The 19,563-nt window shown below is 32.1% G+C and carries 16 protein-coding genes and 1 pseudogene; 14 read left to right on the top strand and 3 right to left on the bottom strand.

All coding sequences use genetic code 11. The features are described from left to right. The first annotated feature begins 174 nt into the window (after window positions 1-174). The 10 genes and pseudogenes from BMX64_RS05200 to BMX64_RS05155 all read left to right on the top strand — a co-directional run bounded on the left by BMX64_RS05200 (window position 175) and on the right by BMX64_RS05155 (window position 8,938). Window positions 175-633: a YciI family protein gene (locus BMX64_RS05200; RefSeq protein ID WP_091166837.1), complete on the top strand. Its 459-nt coding sequence runs from the start codon at window positions 175-177 to the stop codon at window positions 631-633. A gap of 40 nt (window positions 634-673) precedes the next feature. Further along, window positions 674-1,231 carry a sugar O-acetyltransferase gene (locus BMX64_RS05195; RefSeq protein WP_091166836.1) on the top strand — a complete coding sequence of 186 codons (558 nt, stop codon included), beginning with the start codon at window positions 674-676 and terminating at the stop codon, window positions 1,229-1,231. Between the two features lie 71 nt (window positions 1,232-1,302). After that, complete coding sequence (locus tag BMX64_RS05190) at window positions 1,303-1,698, top strand: hypothetical protein (RefSeq protein ID WP_091166834.1); 396 nt, start codon at window positions 1,303-1,305, stop codon at window positions 1,696-1,698. A gap of 48 nt (window positions 1,699-1,746) precedes the next feature. Further along, window positions 1,747-2,135 (top strand): annotated as a pseudogene (gene gloA2 / locus BMX64_RS05185) (SMU1112c/YaeR family gloxylase I-like metalloprotein). Window positions 2,136-2,265: 130 nt separating this feature from the next. Next, window positions 2,266-3,546, top strand: a complete 1,281-nt coding sequence (locus BMX64_RS05180) for a chloride channel protein (protein ID WP_091166832.1) — start codon at window positions 2,266-2,268, stop codon at window positions 3,544-3,546. 6 nt (window positions 3,547-3,552) lie between these two features. After that, window positions 3,553-4,161: an HPP family protein gene (locus tag BMX64_RS05175; protein WP_091166830.1), complete on the top strand. Its 609-nt coding sequence runs from the start codon at window positions 3,553-3,555 to the stop codon at window positions 4,159-4,161. A gap of 202 nt (window positions 4,162-4,363) precedes the next feature. Continuing rightward, the gene (locus BMX64_RS05170) at window positions 4,364-4,903 is read left to right on the top strand and encodes an IS1096 element passenger TnpR family protein (protein ID WP_091166829.1); all 540 of its coding nucleotides are present in this window, start codon (window positions 4,364-4,366) and stop codon (window positions 4,901-4,903) included. A gap of 42 nt (window positions 4,904-4,945) precedes the next feature. After that, window positions 4,946-5,305, top strand: coding sequence for a four helix bundle protein (locus BMX64_RS05165; RefSeq protein WP_091166827.1), 360 nt, complete (start codon window positions 4,946-4,948; stop codon window positions 5,303-5,305). A gap of 47 nt (window positions 5,306-5,352) precedes the next feature. After that, window positions 5,353-6,411 (top strand): nucleoid-associated protein, encoded by a 1,059-nt coding sequence (locus BMX64_RS05160; protein ID WP_091166825.1) that lies wholly within the window; start codon window positions 5,353-5,355, stop codon window positions 6,409-6,411. Window positions 6,412-6,574: 163 nt separating this feature from the next. After that, window positions 6,575-8,938, top strand: coding sequence for a GAF domain-containing protein (locus BMX64_RS05155; RefSeq protein WP_091166823.1), 2,364 nt, complete (start codon window positions 6,575-6,577; stop codon window positions 8,936-8,938). Here the strand turns inward: BMX64_RS05155 and BMX64_RS05150 are convergent. Then, entirely contained in the window at window positions 8,935-10,119 is a 1,185-nt protein-coding gene (locus BMX64_RS05150; protein ID WP_091166821.1) for a Pycsar system effector family protein, read from the bottom strand. The genes BMX64_RS05155 and BMX64_RS05150 overlap by 4 nt on opposite strands. Window positions 10,120-10,144: 25 nt before the next feature. On the opposite strand from BMX64_RS05150, the gene BMX64_RS05145 reads away from it, so the two are divergent. Then, a complete protein-coding gene (locus BMX64_RS05145) occupies window positions 10,145-13,879 on the top strand; it encodes a metallophosphoesterase (protein WP_091166819.1) in 3,735 nt (1,244 codons plus the stop codon). Here the strand turns inward: BMX64_RS05145 and BMX64_RS05140 are convergent. Both BMX64_RS05140 and BMX64_RS05135 read right to left on the bottom strand, forming a co-directional pair. After that, the gene (locus BMX64_RS05140) at window positions 13,862-14,737 is read right to left on the bottom strand and encodes an SdiA-regulated/phytase-like domain-containing protein (protein WP_091166817.1); all 876 of its coding nucleotides are present in this window, start codon (window positions 14,735-14,737) and stop codon (window positions 13,862-13,864) included. The genes BMX64_RS05145 and BMX64_RS05140 overlap by 18 nt on opposite strands. 98 nt (window positions 14,738-14,835) lie before the next feature. Next, window positions 14,836-15,900, bottom strand: a complete 1,065-nt coding sequence (locus tag BMX64_RS05135; RefSeq protein WP_091166815.1) for a hypothetical protein — start codon at window positions 15,898-15,900, stop codon at window positions 14,836-14,838. A gap of 457 nt (window positions 15,901-16,357) precedes the next feature. Between BMX64_RS05135 and BMX64_RS05130 the strand changes: the two genes are divergently transcribed. From BMX64_RS05130 to BMX64_RS05120, 3 genes are all read left to right on the top strand, one after another. Further along, entirely contained in the window at window positions 16,358-18,187 is a 1,830-nt protein-coding gene (locus BMX64_RS05130; RefSeq protein ID WP_091166814.1) for a PAS domain-containing sensor histidine kinase, read from the top strand. Further along, a complete protein-coding gene (locus tag BMX64_RS05125) occupies window positions 18,177-18,578 on the top strand; it encodes a response regulator (RefSeq protein WP_091166812.1) in 402 nt (133 codons plus the stop codon). The genes BMX64_RS05130 and BMX64_RS05125 overlap by 11 nt, the downstream gene beginning before the upstream one ends. 67 nt (window positions 18,579-18,645) lie before the next feature. After that, window positions 18,646-19,542 (top strand): ABC transporter ATP-binding protein, encoded by an 897-nt coding sequence (locus BMX64_RS05120; protein WP_091168992.1) that lies wholly within the window; start codon window positions 18,646-18,648, stop codon window positions 19,540-19,542. Window positions 19,543-19,563 lie beyond the last annotated feature (21 nt).

The raw sequence follows: 19,563 nt of genomic DNA, 5'->3' as shown, positions 1-19,563 counted from the left end.
AAAAACAGGTAATAAATAAGGTCCTATTTATTGCCAATAATATAATTTTAACCTGTGAATCTGTGGCTGATTTTGTAAAACCGTTTGTTTTCTATTTAATTGGTATTGTTAATGATAATTTTATTACCATATAATGAAAAACCTTAAATTTGTGTACATTCAAATTCTGAAAAAATGAAAAAATCTATCTTTTTACTTGTATTACTTTGCTTTAGCACGACAATATTCTCTCAGGAAAATACACCCACATTTGATGAAAAACTGGCAAAATCCCTGAATGCAGATAAATATGGTATGAAAAAATATGTTTTTTGTTTATTAAAAACAGGAACTAATACAACCGCAACTAAAGAGGAAACTCAAAAATTATTTGAAGGACACATGGCTAACATCAGTAAATTGGCCGTGGAAGGAAAGCTGGTTGTGGCAGGCCCTTTTATGAAAAATGATAAAAATTATCGAGGTATTTATATTTTTAATGCCAGCAGTATCGAAGAAGCCAAAACATTTGTGGCGACAGATCCTGCGGTACAATCGAAACTTCTGGAAGCAGAATTAACGCTTTGGTATGGAAGTGCTGCTTTGCAAGAAACACTGAAAATTCATTCTAAAATTGCCAAAACTAAAATGTAACAACATATACCGCAATTTGTTTTGCTCAAATTTATAAACTATGATAACCGAAAAAGAAAAAATGATTGCCGGAGAATATTATTTGGCAGGCGATCCTGTTTTAGTAAAAGACAGACGAAAATCTAAAAATTTACTCCACCGATTAAATGTTACCGAATACAGAGTAACCAAAAAAGCACGGGAAATTCTAAAAGAACTCATTCCTAATGCAGGAGCAAATCTTTACATTGAACCTCCATTTTTTTGCGATTACGGATATAATATCAGTTGTGGAGAAAATGTCTATTTCAATGTAAACTGTGTCGTTTTGGACTGCGCAAAAGTCACTATAGGTTCCAATGTATTTTTTGCTCCGGGCGTTCAATTGTACACCGCAACACATCCGCTGGATGCTGAACTGAGAAAAACACTAGAAAATGCATTGCCAATAACCATCGGCGATGATTGCTGGATTGGCGGAAATTCCGTTATTTGTCCGGGTATTACCATTGGAAATGGTTGTGTTATTGGCGCAGGTTCTGTGGTTACAAAAGACATTCCTGACAATTCTTTGGCGGTAGGAAATCCGGCAAAAGTGATTCGGAAATTGAATGAATAATGAATATTGGAATTACAATTTCTCAAAACTAAATTTTCCTATCTTTGTTATAACAACTTAAACAAATCATAATGAAACATCTTAAAACATTTTTAGTCTTGGCACTTATTGTTGTCGCAAACTCTGTTTCGGCACAATCCACTTTTGATAAATGGCCTGCCATAAAAGAATTTCACGAAGTAATGTCGCAAACTTTCCATCCTGCAGAAGAAGGAAATTTGGCTCCAATAAAAGCACGTTCGGAAGAAATGATGAACAAAGCAGCGATGTTATTAAAATCAGATATTCCAACAGAATTTAGAACTGATGCAATTTTAGCTTCAGCGGAACGATTACAACTAAAAAGCAAAGCACTGCATAAATTAGTGAAGTCTAATGGAGCCGATGCCGCAATTGTGAAATCAATTACTGATTTACACGACACTTTCCATGAAATTGTGGGACTTTGTTCCGATGCAAAAAAATAAAAAACTAAAGCCTAATCAACCGATTAGGCTTTCTTAATTAAAATACAAATGCTACAACTCAATAAGATTCATCATATCGCTATTATTTGTTCCGATTATCAAAAATCAAAAACGTTCTACACGAGCGTTTTAGGACTAACAATAATTCAGGAAATTTACCGTGAGGAAGACAATCGTACAAACTTGATTTGGCACTTAACGGAGAATATGTGATAGAATTATTCTCATTTCCAAACCCGCCAAAACGTCCTTCCACGCCTGAAGCGGCTGGTATGCGTCATTTAGCTTTTGAAGTGAATGACATTCAAAAAACACGAGATTATTTAGTGAATAAAAATATAACTGCAGAAGCAATTCGTGTAGATGAATTTACTCAAAAAAAATTCTTCTTTATCGCAGATCCAGATAATTTACCAATAGAATTTTATGAAAAATAAATCGTTTTTGTTTGCAAAAAAGTAAAAATACTACCAAAATCGTAAAAGAAAATAGTCTAACCTTTTTTTCAATTCAAATCTGATTTTGTTTCTTTAATTTTGTAATACTCAGACACATTACTTTTTTCAAATGAACAATACCACACAAATTAAAAAAAATTATCGCTTCATTAAAGTTCAAAAACTAGTTATTGTATCCATACTAATTGGTTTTCTAGCGGCTTTTTTAGGTGTTATTTTAAAAAACACAACCGAATATTATGAAGAAATCTTTTTTCATCAAACGGTAGTTAATCCAATATTTTTAGTTATTTTTCCCGTTTTTGGATTGTCAATTATTTATTTTCTGCGCGAATATTTATTCAAGAAAAAAGAAAACAAAGGCATAAAAGAAGTTTTTGAAAGCACTAATTCCAATTCGAAGAATTTACCCAGTTATAAAATCCCTTCCCATTTTATTAACGGCTTTTTGACCGTTGTTTTTGGTGGCTCTACCGGAATAGAAGTTTCAACAGTTGTCGCTTCGGCGACGATTGGTTCTGTTGCGCAAAGGAAACAAAATGTATTCCGACAATATAAAACAGAGTTAATTTGTGCGGGAGTAGCGGCCGGAATTACTGCATTATTCAGTAGTCCAATTGCCGGTCTTTTATTTTCACTTGAAGTAATCTCCAGAAAAGTAACTCGGGCATTTGTATTAACAAACTTGATAGCAGTTTCAATCGCTTTTGGACTTATTTATTTGTTGGACGAAAAACCTTTATTTGCAGTACATAATATGATTTGGCATTTAAGAGCTATTCCCTACTTTGTACTTCTTGGAATTATTGCAGGAATAAATTCGGTTTATTTAACCCGTTGCGTGTTATTTTTCAAAGAACAATTTTCGAAAATAAAAGTGCCTTATTTCAAAATCATCTTCGGATCTGTGATTTTAAGCGTTTCTCTTTTTGTATTTCCTCAGCTTTATGGCGAAGGATATCATGCCATCAAAACTATTTTTATTAATCCAAATGGGATGGTACTTTCAGTTTCAATGGTACTTACTTTTATTGGAATTTTAGTTTTGAAACCTATTGTAACATCAGCCACTTTAGCTTCAGGAGGAGATGGCGGCGTTTTTGCTCCAAGTTTGTTTATTGGTGCTTTTTTAGGATTATTACTTGCATTGATTCTCAACACATATTTCAATGCCAATATAATTCCACTAAACTTCATCATAATAGGAATGGCAGCCGTTTTGAGTGCCAGTATTCATGCGCCTTTCACAGCACTATTTCTGGTTTGTGGTTTAACCAATGATTATACATTGTTTCTTCCAATTCTAGTAGTTTGTTTGATTTCAAAATACACGGCTAAAATGATTTATCCGTTCACCGTTTACACCTATTCTCCAAGTTTAGTAAAATAATTATCCATGCCAGTTCAAAAAATAAAAAGGAAATATCGTAAAACCAAATACATTCTGTATAAAGAAACTTTGGTTGATTTCAAAGAACATTTCTGGGCTTTTCTCGGTTCTTTTATAGGCATTGGAATAATAGCATATTTACAATCTCACACATTACCACAATCTGATGTGGTTTATTTAATCGGTTCCTTTGGCGCATCCAGTGTATTGGTTTATGGTGTCATTCAAAGTCCATTGGCACAACCCCGAAACCTTATTGGAGGACACTTGATTTCTGCAATTATTGGGGTTTCAGTATATAAATTCGTTCCGGATATAGTTTGGTTAACCGCTCCGCTTGCTGTTTCTCTATCTATCGTTTTTATGCAAATGACTAAAACATTACACCCTCCAGGCGGAGCCACCGCTTTGATTGCAATAGCTGGTTCTGAAAAAATTAAAAATCTGGGCTATTGGTATGTATTTTCTCCTGTTTTGAGCGGTGTACTTATTTTACTTGCCGTTGCTTTAATTTTTAACAACATGGCACACAGTAGACTATATCCAAATCATAAAAAATACCATCAATTTAGAAAAAGAGTCGTTACTATCTTTAAAAATAAAACAGACGAGTAAAAAACTATTAAAATGATATCATTCTAATCAAAATTCTAATTTATAAATATTATTTCCACTTAATATCCTGACTTGGCTGAACTTCCTATTAGCTCCATTCTTAAATGAATCTATACGCAAAAATATTATCAACAAATCGAAAATCTGAAATCTAAATCTAAAATTATATTTTACCTTTGGGCTTTCAATAAAAACAAAGATTATGGTTTATAAATTTAGAGTGATTCTAGACGCGGAAGAAGATGTTTTTAGAGACATTGCAATACTTGAGGACGATACTTTAGAAGATTTACACAATGCTATTTTCAATTCCTTTGGTTTTGACGGAATGGAAGTGGCTTCTTTTTATACTTGTGATGAAACTTGGAATCAAGAAGACGAGATTTCACTTTTTGATACCGGTGATGTTCCAGGCGAACAAAAAATCATGAGCGATTACCAATTATCAGATATTTTAGATAAGCAAAATACCAAAATTCTTTATGTGTACGACTTCATCAATATGTGGACGTTCCTTGTTGAACTTGCTGCCGTAGAAGATCAAGTTGTCGGTAATTTATATCCGGAAACTATTTTTTCTCATGGAGAAATGCCTGACGAAGCGATGGAAAAAAACTTTGAATCAGACAATGCAGATGATTACAATGATGAATTTGAAGATGGCTTAGACGAAGATGATTTGGATATGTTTGAGGGCGATGACAGTTTTGAAGACTATGGATTTGAGGAGAACTGGAATTAATTTTCAGATACAAAGATTCAAAGGCTTTTAAAATAAAGAGGTATGAGTACATTTAGAGACTTATTAATTTGGCAAAAATCTATGATTTTAGTTACGGATATCTACCAGTTAACAAATTCATTTCCAAAAGAAGAAATTTACGGTTTGACTTCACAAATCAGGAGAAGTTCAATATCAATTCCAAGTAATATTGCTGAAGGATATGGCAGAGACGGTAACAAAGATTATTTGAAATTTTTGAATATTGCGATAGCTTCATTATTCGAAATGCAAACACAACTTGAAATATCATTCAATTTAAAATATACCAACGAAATTCAATTTAACAAAATATACGGAGAAAGCAGAGAAATAGAAAGAATGTTAAGTTCATTCACTCGAAAAATTAAAGAGGGAATTTAAAACCTTAGTATCTTTGTCTCTTTGCTCCTTTGAACCTTATAAAAAAAATGATCAACTTATATAACACACACATCGAAAATTTATCCATTCACAGAGTGGGTAATAAAAGTAGAAACGAAGCTATTTTTTTATCGGAGCAACCGTTTAATCTGAATGATGAGATTGTGCCTTTGATGAAAGAATTTTTCTTTAAACCTTTTAGGGAAAAAGAAGAAAACTATTTTCAGTTCGCCCATGAAATTGATTTAGACTATAATGATATGTTCAAATTTGCAACGGAAGTTTTTGATAATCCAAGTACGATTCATGACGTTTCTAAAAAAATTACTACGCACTTATTTGAGCAGTCCAACCATCCTCACATCAAGAACGGTGAAGTTTATGTTACTTATTTAACGAACGTGAGCATTGATAATAATGTGGTGGATGCTATAGGGATTTTCAAAAGTGAAATACAAGCGGATTTTTTGCAATTTGAAGAAAAAGCAACACACTTAGAAATGATTTTACAACAAGGTGTCAGTTTGAATAAGCTAGACAAAGGTTGTATTATCTTTAATTACAAAAAAGAAGAAGGATACAAAATCTTAACGGTTGACAGTAACCGCTATGATGCCAGATATTGGCTAGAGCATTTCTTATCTGTAGATGCTTTTGAGGACGAAAACTTTATCACTAAAAAATACCTTAAATTCTGTCAGAACTTTGCGAAAGATGTCGTTTTCCCTGCCGAGGACAAGAAAGAAGAAGTAATGTTTATGAACCGTTCGGTAAACTATTTTGCAAAAAACGATGAATTTGAAGAGACAGAATTTTTAAATGAAGTATTAGACAATCCAGACCTTATTCCAGAGTTTAAAAACTACAAAATGGACAAAGGAGAAAAGTACAGCATTGAAGATGTAACCACTTTTCCTATTGCTAATGCCGCCGTTTCTGATGCCCGAAAATCAATCAAAAACGTCATTAATTTAGATACGCACATTCAAATCAAAATGGATTTCATCAATCCTGAAAGTGCCGAAAAATATGTTGAAAAAGGCTGGGACGAGGAAAAACAAATGTATTATTACTTAGTTTATTTTAACAAAGAAGAGAAAAGTTAGCATGCAGTAATTAGTATTCTGTCGCAGTTTAAAGAGCGATAATTAAAAATATATCAATCTCCAATTACGAAAGTAGTTGGAGATTTTTTTTGAAATAAACGCAAAAATCAACCTCTCAAATTTGGTTTATTTGTAAATTTACGACTCCAAAAGCCAATAAAAAATGACGCCTAATTTTTTCAAAGAAAGTCCGTTCAAAACCTTGATTTCATTCCATAAGCTTATCGAAGCTTTGGAAGAAATTGCCATTAGCAATGTAGATTATCGAGCGAATTATGCCAAAGCATTACTTAAAGAAATTAAGCCCTTTCCTGAATTTAGAACTGGCATAGAAAATTTGGATTTAATTCACGAAAACGAAACTTTAATCCAACATTTACTGGCTGATTTGTTCCCGACCGCTTTAACGAACAATGAAATCAAAGCAGTTACGATTCCGTTTCAGAATTTTACTTTTAATTACACCGAACGCTTCAAAAAAATAGTAAACGAAGCAGGTGTATTATTTGACATGGCGATTCGTGATTTTGACGAACATCAATTCTATGTTATGAGTTGTACGCTGATTTTGAATGAATTTTATGGTCAGAAAATTGATTTTAACAAACCTTTATTTTACGATATTCCAAACAAAAAAGGAATTATGAATCAGTACCGTATTTTGTACAATGCTGATTTTTTAGAAATAATTGCAACTGATAAATCACCAAAACTATCACAAGACGACATCGATTTGTTGATGGATAATTATGATGACCTTGCTTTATGGAAAGAGAAATTTCCGGTTGAGAGTTGGATTCTAAAAGGTTTTGGCATTGCTATTCTTTTTGATGCAACTACCGAAAGTTCCATTTCTAAGTTGAAAAGTAATCTCTTGAAACCAGAAAGAGAACAAATAGCGCTACAAGAAAATTTCGAATCCATTTTTCGTTCCATTTTCAAAATAGCCGATTTAAGAGTTGGCGTAATTATTTACAATGCAGAGGAAGATAAATTTGTAAAACCTAGTTTGAATGATACCAGTCTGACTAGTTTTATCCTGTCTAACACAGAAGAAGTAACTTGCAAAAATGCACTGTTGGGTTGCTCTTTTGAAAATTTATTGGAAAACAATAAAGTCCTATCCATTTCTAATGTTGAGAAATTTGCACTCGAACCCGGAAACCAAATACTTGGCAATCATTTATTAAAACAAAATATTCAAAGTTGTATTTTTGCACCAATTATAAAAAACGGAATCCTTTTGGGAGTTGTAGAACTCGTTTCTGCAAGTCCAAGAGACCTGAACAGTATTAATGCCAGTAAATTAGACTTGATTTTACCTTATTTAATTGATACGGTGGAACGTTACAATACGGATATGCAAAACCAAATTGAGGCGATAATTCAGAGAGAATACACGGCCATCCATCCAAGTGTATATTGGAAATTCCGAAAAGAGGCTCAGAAATATTTTCAAACTCAGACCAGAGATTATATTTTCAAAGAAATTGTATTCAAAGAAGTCTATCCTTTATATGGACAAATAGATATTAAAGGATCTTCCAATCACCGAAATGAAACCGTAAAAGAAGATTTAAAAAGCCAATTAAAAGCCCTTATCCATATTTTCAAAAATCAAAAATCAAAGACCAATTTAGTTTTATTGGAACAACGAAAATTTGAACTGCAATCCCTTCTGAAACAACTTGAATTTCCATTGAAAGCAGATACAGAACAGCAAATTCAGCTGTATATTGAAAATGAAATTCATCCAATTTTAAGAAACACCAAAACGGATTCGACCGGAGTAATTCTAGAAAAAAATTATTTTGAGAGTCTCGATGAAAAATCAGGAATGTTTTATCATTCCAGAAAGAAATTTGATAACGCCATGTCGATTATCAATAAAAAACTAGCTTCTATTTTGGATAAAAAACAAGCCGAAGCACAAAAAATATATCCTCATTATTACGAACGTTTCAAAACGGATGGTGTAGAACACAATCTTTATATTGGATCTTCTATTGCTCCATCAAAACCTTTTAACACATTGTACCTCCATAATTTAAGGTTGTGGCAGTTGCAAACCTTATGCGAAATGGAAATGGAACACCACCATCTCAAATTTTCTTTACCGTACGAACTCGATGTAACTTCATTGATTTTAGTTTTTAGTTCTCCCATTTCCATCCGATTCAGAATGGATGAAAAACGTTTTGATGTCGATGGCACATACAATGCCCGCTACGAAGTCGTTAAAAAACGCATTGACAAAGCCAATATCAAAGGAACCAAAGAACGGATTACCGAGAAAGAAAAAATCACTATTGTTTATTCGCACAATAATGAGGAAACCGAATATTTGAATTACATCAAGTTTTTACAATTCAAAAAAATATTAGAACCTGCAATTGAACAATTTGAAGTGGAAGAGTTACAAGGAGTCTCAGGCCTAAGAGCTATCCGGGTAAAAGTCTGCAATAAAAACACGGAGCAAAATCAAAAAAACTATTCCTATCAGGACTTATTGGACGAATTAAATTAAAGTTTAACCATTTTGAAGGCAATTACAAAAGCAACAACGGATATAATAATTCCTATCATAAAAAAATTATAAGCGACTCTCAATAAACGGTATTTTTTTTCGAGAACGACTCCCAAAAAATATAAATCTTTGATCATCGAATTATACAAATACCCTCTATCTTTCATCATTTCGTTGATTGCCCATTGATACTCATTTAAAGGCATTTTATAGAAATTTCCAAAGAAAAGTAAATTCACTTTTTGGTCTTCGATATCTTGTCGGGTAAAAAAACCTTTGGTCACTTTTGGTCGTGTAGAAAGTATTGCAAAAATAATGGTAATCACACTGGACATTAACATGATAAAAGTAGGAATCATCAAATGAGAATTACTTGGACTGTCTAATTTGGGAATTAAGGTAGAAAGTGCTATGGAAATAATAATGGCATTTACAGACAGTAATATATTAGCTTTACTATCGGCAATACCACTCAAAGTAGTGTGATTATTCAATGTTACCCTAAATAAAGTATCAATCGCGCGATCTGGTTTTTCTTCCTTTTCTCGTTTTTTTAATTCTTTATCAAATTCTTTACTATTATTCAATTCCATTTTGTTCCTTTTTTTCTGTAGCCGTTTTATATTTTTCTCCTTTAATGGTTGCCAAATTTTCAAGGCAAAATCCGTATAATAGTGATGTTTGTGTGTTAAAAAATCTAAATTTTCAATAACCCAATCGGCATCGGAATACGTCTTTTCACTCATACTTTGCCATTCTAATCGCAAAGCATTGCAGGTTACTGTGTATTCATCACTGGAGAGATGGTAATGATCCGCATCCCTGATTATTTTTTCAACAAGTGTTTTCGGCACATATCCATAGGTTGTAGCACGAATTAAACCAGCCACTTTCTCTATGTAAGTCGCTGATTTTCCTTTCTCTTTTAAAAAATCAGTCACAATTACTACACTAGACTCTTCATGATTATCACAACCCTTAATGTATCCCGTATCGTGAAACCATGCTGCAAGGAGCAAAATCTCTTTATCGGAAGGGTCTATATTTTCAGCATCAACGAGTATATTGACCGCCGCAACAACATCAATTGTATGATTTAGATTATGATAGGTATATGAGGAAGAAAGTTTATCTTTGAACAATTTATCAACAAAATCTTTGGCCTGTTCTATTAGATTCATGGACATATTTTTATACTACTAAATTATGAAATTATTTTCGGATAATTGTTTTATTACTTTCAATAAAGCAGGTTTTATATTATTGTTTACGGGACTTATTTTTCAATCATGTGCAACTCATCATGCACAATTTGGAAAAAACATCAATAATCCGGTTACCCAAAACGCAACAGACAGTTCTAAAATTGCGCATACCTTTTATTTAATTGGTGATGCAGGTAATGCCAATGAAAAAAAAGCGCAGCAAACACTACGTTTATTGGAAGAACGATTAAAAAAAACAAATAAAAACAGTACTCTTTTATTTCTTGGTGATAATATTTATCCAAAAGGATTGCCTACTGCTGACCATCCAAATGAACGAATTATTGCCGAAAGTAAATTGACAAACCAACTCAAATTATCCAAAATTTTCAAAGGACAAACTATTTTTATACCTGGTAACCATGATTGGTACAGCGGAATTAAAGGATTAGAACGACAGGCTAAATTTGTAACGGAATACCTCAACGATAAAAAATCATTCCTTCCCAGAAAAAGCTGTGGTATCGATGATTTAGAAATAAATAAGAACCTGACACTCATAACTATCGATAGCCAATGGTTTTTGGAAGATTGGGATAAAAGTCCAACAATAAATGATGACTGTACTATCAAAACTAGAGAAGCATTTTTTGTCGAGTTGGAAAGTGTTCTGAATAAAAACCAAGAAAAAATAATTATTCTGGCGGTTCATCATCCTTTGATGACTAATGGATCACATGGTGGCCAGTTTTCAGTAGAGAAACAACTTTTTCCATTGGAACAAAAAATTCCGCTACCCGTTTTAGGTTCTTTACTAAATCTTATACGAAAAACATCTGGGGCGAGTCCACAAGACATTCAAAATAAACAATATGCACTTTTTACCAAAAGAGTAAAAACGCTGTTACAAGATAACGATAATGTTATTGTGGTGTCAGGTCATGATCATAATTTACAATATATTGAAAAAGATAATATTAAACAAATTATCAGTGGTGCCGGTTCTAAATCAGAGGCTGCAAAAGCAATTTACCCTAATGATTTTTCTTATGGTCGAAATGGATATGCTAGATTAGCTGTTTATGAAAATGGGGCTGCTAAAATTTCTTTTTATGGTAATGAAAACGATAAAGAAAAACTCATTTATGAGCAATTGGTATTAAATGAGAAGGATGATTACAGCACAAAAAAATTTCAAACATCATTCGATAAAACTACCACAACGACAATATATTCAGAACGACAAACTAAAAAAAACGGATTCTATACATTTCTTTTTGGAAAGCATTTTCGAAAATACTATAGTTTACCAATAGAAGTAAAAACAGCTACTATTGATACTCTTTTTGGCGGTTTAAAACCAAAACGTGCAGGTGGTGGCCATCAGTCACGATCGTTGCAACTCATTGATAAAGATGGAAAAGAATATGTCATGCGGGCATTGAAAAAAAGTGCCTCCCGTTTTCTGCAATCAGTAGCATTCAAAGATCAATTCATAGCAAATGAGTTTGAGGATACTTATGCAGAAAATTTCTTATTTGACTTTTATACAACTGCCCATCCTTATATGCCTTTTACAGTTGGCAATTTAGCTGAAAAAATTGGCGTTGCACATACCAATCCTGTACTGTATTATATTCCAAAACATAAAGCATTGAGTCATTTTAATGCTGATTTCGGAGATGAATTATACATGGTAGAAGAGCGTCCAACGGATAGTCAAATAGCAGTAAAGAGTTTTGGAAATCCTCCAGCGATTATCAGCACGGATGATTTAATGAAAAATCTTCACAAAGATGAAAAATATACAGTAGATGAAAGTGCTTACATAAAAGCTCGCTTATTTGACATGCTCATTGGAGACTGGGACAGACATGAAGATCAATGGCGTTGGGGAGAATATAAATACGGCGAAAAAATTACTTACAAACCTATTCCTCGTGACAGAGATCAAGTGTTTACGAAATACGATGGTGCCTTACTTTCTTTATTGATGAATATGCCGCTATTACGTCATATGCAGACATTTAAAAAAGACATAAAAAATGTAAAATGGCTCAACCGAGAGCCTTATCCGTTAGACCTCGCTTTTCTTAAAACTTCTGATGAAAATGATTGGCTTAAACAAGCAAAATACATCCAGGAAAACCTTTCAGATGCTGACATAGATGCTGCTTTTCATAATTTGCCGGTTGCTGTTATGGATGAAAGTGTTGACGATATTAAACTTAAATTAAAAGCACGAAAAAACCAGCTACAGCGTTACGCATCAGAGTACTATAAAGTATTACAAAAAACTATTTTGATTGTTGGCACCGATAAAAAAGACAAATTTATACTACAACGAATAGCAAAAAACAAACTTGAAATCAAAGTATATCGATTAAAAAAGGAAGGTGAAGAATTATTATACACCAAAGATTTCACATCCCCAAAAACCAAAAATATCTGGGTTTACGGATTAGATGACGACGATATTTTTGAAGTAAAAGGAACGGCAAAATCCGCAATAAACATTCGATTGATTGGAGGACAAAATAATGATTCCTACGTAGTAGAAAACGGAAAAAAGGTAAAAATTCATGATTTTAAATCAAAAGCAAACATGTATACTTTAGATTCAAAAACTAAAGTTAAGATGTCAGACGACTATGAAACCAGTCTTTATGATTATGAAAAGCCGAAATACAATGTTTTTTCAGGATTACCAAATATGGGATTTAATCCAGATGATGGAGTAAAACTAGGTTTTATTACAAACTACACTGTTAATAATTTCAATCAAAATCCATACACACAAAAACACACTTTTAAGGCCAATTACTTTTTTGCCACAAAGGGTTATGAACTTACCTATAATGCTCATTTTCCAAAATTAATTGGCAAATGGGATTTAGATTTAAAAAGTCAATTTACAAGTCCAAATTTCACTATTAATTATTTTGGGTATGGAAATGAGACTGTTAATAATGACGAAATTTTCGGAAAAGACTTCAATCGAGTGCGCATACGCATGCTAAAAGTTTTACCATCCATTAAAAAAGTGGGGCTCTATGGCAGCGAAATCAATTTTCAAACCAGTTTTGAAAGCATCACCATTGAAGAAACTATGAATCGCTTTATAGCTATGTCAGGAACTATTAGTCCTTCCGTTTTTGAAAACCAACAATTTGCTGGAGCAACATTAAAATACAGTTTTGATAATTATGATATTCCATCATTTCCTTCCATTGGAATGGGATTTTCGATAGCAGCAAGTTGGAAAGTTAATTTGAACAACACCAAAAGAAATTTTCCAACTTTGGAAAGTAAGCTCAACTTCAATCACAAAATTGATGCTAACGGCAAATTAGTTTTAGCAACTATTTTGAAAGGAAAAGTGTTATTAAATGGCAATTTTGATTTTTACCAAGGCGCTACTTTAGGAGGCGATTATGATTTGAGGGGTTTTAGAAACGAACGTTTTTTAGGAAACCAATCTTTTTACCAAAGCAGTGACTTACGTTGGAATCTAGGAAAAATTAAAAGGAGTATTTTACCCATGTCTTACGGCATCTTAGGTGGTTTTGATTACGGTAGAGTTTGGCAAAAAGACGACAATTCGGACAAATGGCACCAATCTTTTGGTGGTGGAGTTTGGCTCAATGGATTGAATGTATTGACAGCCAGAATGACATATTTTAAAAGTGCAGGTGAGGAAGCTCGATTTGTTGTTGGTTTAGGATTTGGATTTTAGCTTTCTGATACTGACTTCATAGACGCTGCCTCCAACACTTTTAGTTCTTTCATCTGCAAAGAATAATGTATCGTTGTCCTTAAAAGAAATAGCTTCTTTTTGAGAAAAATGGTTTAATTGGAGTACTGTTTTGGTTCCTTTTAAAAAATTATCATCTTTAAAATTTTCAAACATGAAAATTTTATCATGGGTCAAAACAGCAATTTTAGTTTCGTCTGGACTTATAGTTGCACTAGTTATGGCGCAATGATTATAATTCGTACAAGTTTTAAATTCTCCCATCAAAACGGCTTGATGAAAGCCTGGTGTATTGGGAATTTTATATAAAAAAGCAGTACCGTCAAACCCTTTACTTCGGTTTTTAGTGAAGAGATAGAAATTATTTTTAAATTCAAAAAAACCCTCAACATCATAAAACATTTCTGTTTTTTTTGGTGGAAAATCTTTTTGTTCCGGATAGGCAAATGAAATTTTATAAACAGGATTTGTACTTTCAGTAGATAATGCGTTTTTATCAATTTTGTAAATGCTTAAATCTTTTCTTTTATTATCATTGTTGCCAAAATCGCCAATATACAAGTTTCCTTCGGCATCTTTTGTAATGTCTTCCCAATCGATATTCTCCGTATTCTCAATCGTTATGGTTTTCTCGATTCTGCCTTCTGCATCTATTGCATAAATTGAATTGGGATTACCTCTGTCTTCTAGTGTCCAAAGCAGATTCGTTTTTGGAAAAAAAACAATTCCTGACACTTCCTTCAACTTTTTAGGCAAAGAATACAGTGTTGTTAAGCCTTCAGTATTTTGCTGACAAGCCAATAAAACGAAAATAAATGAGAGTGAAATATATTTTTTCATCTTTAATACCAATCAAATTTAAATAATAATAATAATAATAATAATGCTATTCTTAAGTAATTCCCAAGGCTTTTACCCCATTAAAAGCACAATACAGTTTATATTTTGCCTGTCAATGAGTTGCTACTTTTAAAATTCCGAGTAATAAATTGAAAAGCGGCACTCATGATTCTTCCCATTGATTTCGCCTTTTTAAAATTCAAATCATTCGTGTACCGATAGAGTTCTAATTTTAATTGATTCAGGTTCTCTTGTGGAGCAATAACATCTTCTCCCATGATTTCCAATAATCGCTTAATCCGATTTTCGGCAGAAATAATTCTTTTTGCCAAAACTGATCTTTCCTCATCTTTATATTGTTCAATGGAGCTATTTTGAAGTTTTTCTTTTACCAATTTTACCATTGGATAATTTTCTTTAAAAAACTGAGGTCGATATACTTTAAAATTGCCTTCATAACATTGCTGATCAAAGTCTATAGCTCGTATTTTATAGACGACATGATCAAAATCGTGGGTTGGGACAATTACATAATTATAAGAACGCATATCTCCCAGCAATCGGATCATACAGCGTTCATTAAATTTCACAAACTCTTTTGCTATTTGTGCCTTTTCTGTTTCGGTGCAGTCTGCCAAAAGTGTTTTTATAAACACATCACCAGGAATTCCCATGATATGTTCCTCAATCAAAGTGTCTTTATAAACCAGAAAATTTATTTTATCCGGAGAAAGAATATGTTCTAATTCAAGTCCATAAACGCGGGAAGCATCAGCTTTTTTAATATAAAAATGGGTATAATTGTCATTTAGAATGTTTCTGACTTTTATTCGAAAAGGCTTCGAATTTCCAAAAGTGCAATAATCAATTGAATCTACATGCAAAAACTTGATAATCCCCAGATTTCCATCAGAATGCAACAGTGAATAGATTTTTTTCAGATTCAAATCAATTTCTTCTCTTTCAAATTCGGTGTAGTATACTCTAATCCACAAAGTATCCTCATCGTTTTTATCGTAGACCGTCACAGATCCAGAAAAACGTAATAAATCATCGTAGAAAATAGAAACTTTTGAAATCCGATCAAACCGTTCTAAATACTCCAAAAGGGAATCATTTATAGGGTAAGATGGTTTTTTGAAAAGCATGACTGGCTCACTCATTTGGAAAAAAATTTAATACAAAATTACAATAAATTAAGCTGTTGGATGGGAATAGTTTTGAATTTTATAGTTATCGATGTCAGACCAATTCCTAGATAAAAATATTTACAATTCATGCATAACAAGATTCATAAACTGATTCATATAGAATTAAAAATAGTAATTTACTTTTCTCTATAAATGCTAAATAAAATAAAAAACTTACTATTTAAAAACGGAAAAAACCTTCTTATAGAGTATCTGAATATTTAATTAATGGATACAATCTGATCTTTTAAATCTTTTTTAGACACACTAAAATCAAAAATATAAACATAAACACTTAATTTTAAGAAAGTTCTCATTAATAATTATATCACTGTCCGAAAAATATCTTTATTTTGTAAAAAAAATGGACTTCGATATATAAACTTTATATTTGAATAACCACTATATTTAAAATATTAAAAATATACTAATGACAGATAAGCTTGACCTCTATTTCAAGGCTGCACAATCAGCTAAGATTGGTATTTGGAAAATGAATTTATTAACTAATCATATTTTTTGGGATGCAGTTACAAAATGTATTCTTGAAGTTTCTGATGATTTTGAACCTGTTAACGGTAGTGGAATAAATTTTTACACTGTAGGTGAGAATAGAGATAGAATTAAAAGTCACATCGAAAGTGCTATTCAGGAAGGAATTTCTTTTGACGATAAATTTCAAATCACCACAGCTAAAAATAATATCAAATACATCGAATGTATTTGCCAAGTAGAAATCATTAATGGAAAACCTGTAAATTTATTGGGTACTTTTCAAGACATCACAAATGAGCAAAATTTAATTAATGAACTTCAGTTAAATGTAGAAAAATTTTCGTCCATTTTTTCCAGCGCTAATGATTCTATATTTATTATTGACACTTCGAATGGAGTTATAACCGATTGTAATCCAAGATCGTCTGACCTTACCGGATATGATTTTTTAGAATTAAAAGGCTTCCACAATTCAAAACTATTCCCAGAAGAATCTAGAAAACAAGTCCGTTTTATTTTGAATAATAATTTACACAAGAACGAATATACTGTAGACGAAACGTATATAATAACAAAATCCGGAAAATCAATACCTGTAGAAATAGCTTCGGGTAAAAAATTTCAGGTAGATAACATCACCTATCTAGTTTGTTTTATTAGAGATATCAGCGAAAGAAAAAATGTCGAAAATAAATTGAATTTGCTTTCACTCGTTGCCTCCGAAACTACAGATACAATAGTAATTGCAAATCCAAACGGACAAGCACTATGGGCAAATCAGGCTTATTTAGACCTTACAGGTTTGACTATGGAAGAAGTAATAGGCCAAAAACCTGGTTACTTATCCGCAGGGCCTGAAACTGACTTACAGACCTCCCTATTGATGCAAAAAGCGATTAAAAATAAGGAAAGCATAAAAATTACAATACTCAATTATAATAAAAAAAAGGAAAAATATTGGTTTGAATTGAATATTACTACAGTATTTGACAACAATAATAATTTCATGAACTTTGTAGGTGTAGGCCGAAATGTGACTTCAAGAATTGAAAAAGAGCTAGATCTTAAACGTTTGTTAGATGTTACAAGCAGTCAGAACAACAAATTATATAATTTTACCCATATTGTTTCCCATAATATCCGTTCCCACACTAGCAATTTATCGATGATCATTGATGTGATTGAAAACACTGAAAATATTTCAGAGAAACTTTCCTACATTGATTTGTTTAAAGAAGGAACCGAAAAATTATCAGAAACAATTGAATATCTGAATGAAATTATAACGATTCAGCAAAAAACAAATATTGAGAAAACTAAAATTTATTTAAAGCACGAAATCGAAAAAACAAAAATGGCATTGAGTTTAGCTATTAAAGAAAGTAAAATAACAATTACAGACACTATTCCAGACAACCTGATTGTTACTGCCATTCCTGCGTATTTAGATAGTATTTTACTCAATTTATTCACTAATGCAATAAAATACAAATCTCCGGAGCGTAATCCAACATTAGAAATAGGATATGAGATTATTGATGATTACACTATTTTAAAATTCAAGGACAATGGATTGGGGCTGGATTTAAAGAAAAACGGACATAAACTTTTTGGAATGTATAAAACCTTTCACGGCAATGAAGATGCAAAAGGGATTGGATTATTTATAACAAAAAACCAACTGGAAGCTATGAATGGTAAAATCGAAATAGAAAGCGAAGTGGACCAAGGTTCTAATTTTAAAATTTATTTAAATGAAAAATAAATTAACCTACATCATTGACGATGATAAATTAACATTGAAATTAATGAGTATTCTCATTTCTAAAAATAAGTTTTGTGAAGAAATTCAGTCTTTTAATAATCCACAATTTGCAATAGATAAATTGAAGCAAAATTACCATAATGATGAGACTCTTCCTGATGCCATTTTATTAGATTTAAATATGCCAGTCATGGATGGATGGCAATTTTTAGATGAATTCATTTTGTTACCTATAGAAAAAAGAATTTCAATTTTTATCATGACTTCGTCAATCGACCCGATTGATATTGAAATGGCAAAAAAATACAAAGTCGTAAAAGACTATATTGAGAAACCGATTACTACTATAAAATTAGATGCGCTTTGCAAATTAATTGGAGATATAAACTAATTTTAATTGAAATAGTAACAAATTCCTTTCTTACTCGTCCTATATAAAAATATAAAAGATGAACCCATTGGAAACGATACTCTCTATTAAAAATCTCAACAAGCGTTATGGTACATTACAAGCCTTGAATAACGTTTCGTTTGATATCCAAAAAGGTAATGTTTACGGAATTCTGGGACCTAACGGTAGCGGAAAATCAACCACGTTAGGAATTGTTTTGAATGTGGTCAATAAAACATCCGGAGAATACAACTGGTTTGGTGGCACAATGGAAACACATGAAGCACTAAAAAAAGTAGGCGCTATTATCGAAAGGCCAAATTTTTATCCTTACATTACTGCTAAGGAAAACTTAGAATTGGTTTGCAAAATCAAAGGAATCAACTATGCTAAAGTCAATGAAAAGCTAGAATTAGTTGGTTTAGTGGACCGTCAAAACAGTAAATTCAGTACTTTTTCTCTAGGAATGAAACAACGATTAGCAATAGCTTCTGCACTATTGAATGATCCTGAAATATTAATTCTAGACGAACCTACTAATGGTTTAGATCCACAGGGAATTCATCAAATTAGAGATATAATCAAACAAATTGCCGCAAAGGGAACTACTATCCTACTCGCTTCACATTTATTGGACGAAGTGGAAAAGGTCTGCACACATGTTTTAGTTTTAAGAAAAGGCAAAATTTTATATACCGGTTTAGTCGACGGAATGTCAGCAAACGATGGTTTCTTTGAGTTACAGGCAGATGATATTGAAAATTTAATAACAGTTGTAAAAATTCATCCTGCCGTTAAGAATGTTGTGAAAGGGGATGGAAAAGTTTTGGTTTATTTGAAAGATACTCTGGAAGCAAAAGATTTGAATCGATTTCTTTTTGAAAAAAACGTAGTATTAAATCATTTAGTTAAGCGTAAAAATAGTTTGGAAGAGCAATTTTTAGAATTGACAAAAAATCTATAACAAATGCCCTCTTCAATCTTA

The sequence above is a fragment of the Flavobacterium sinopsychrotolerans genome, assembly GCF_900110375.1.
Classification (GTDB): Bacteria; Bacteroidota; Bacteroidia; order Flavobacteriales; family Flavobacteriaceae; genus Flavobacterium; species Flavobacterium sinopsychrotolerans.
Note: the sequence above shows the minus strand (reverse complement) of the source record. Positions and strands in the feature narration are given on the sequence as shown.